General features: G+C 76.1%; 1 pseudogene. It reads left to right on the top strand.

What is annotated here, in order from left to right:
• Positions 1 to 410 (top strand): annotated as a pseudogene (locus tag M3677_RS17600) (hypothetical protein); the annotation flags it as partial.

Raw genomic sequence — 410 nt, forward strand, 5'->3', positions numbered from 1 at the left:
CTTCGCGCTGCGCCCCGGCGCCCACCTCGCCGGCGACGTGCAGGTCTCGTCCCGCCAGCGCGGCGCGGCCGTCGTCGACCCCGAGCTCGTGCGGTACGTCAAGGAGCAGGAGCGCCGGCTCGACTCCTGGCACGGCGGCGCCACCCGGCGCACCCGCGAACGCTACGAGCACCGCCCCCGCTACACCCCACCCGGCCGCGCCGAGGTGCTCACCCGCCTCGACGCCGCCGGTCTGCTGCCGGCGATCACGTTCGTGTTCAGCCGCAAGGGGTGCGACGGCGCGGTCGAGCAGTGCCTGCGCGCGGGCCTGCGGCTCACCGACGAGGCCGAGCGGGCCGAGATCGCCGAGGTGGTCGACCGGCACACCGGATCGCTGCACGAGGCCGACCTGCAGGTGCTGGGGTTCTGGG

The sequence above is a fragment of the Curtobacterium sp. P97 genome, from assembly GCF_023712445.1.
Classification (GTDB): Bacteria; Actinomycetota; Actinomycetes; order Actinomycetales; family Microbacteriaceae; genus Curtobacterium.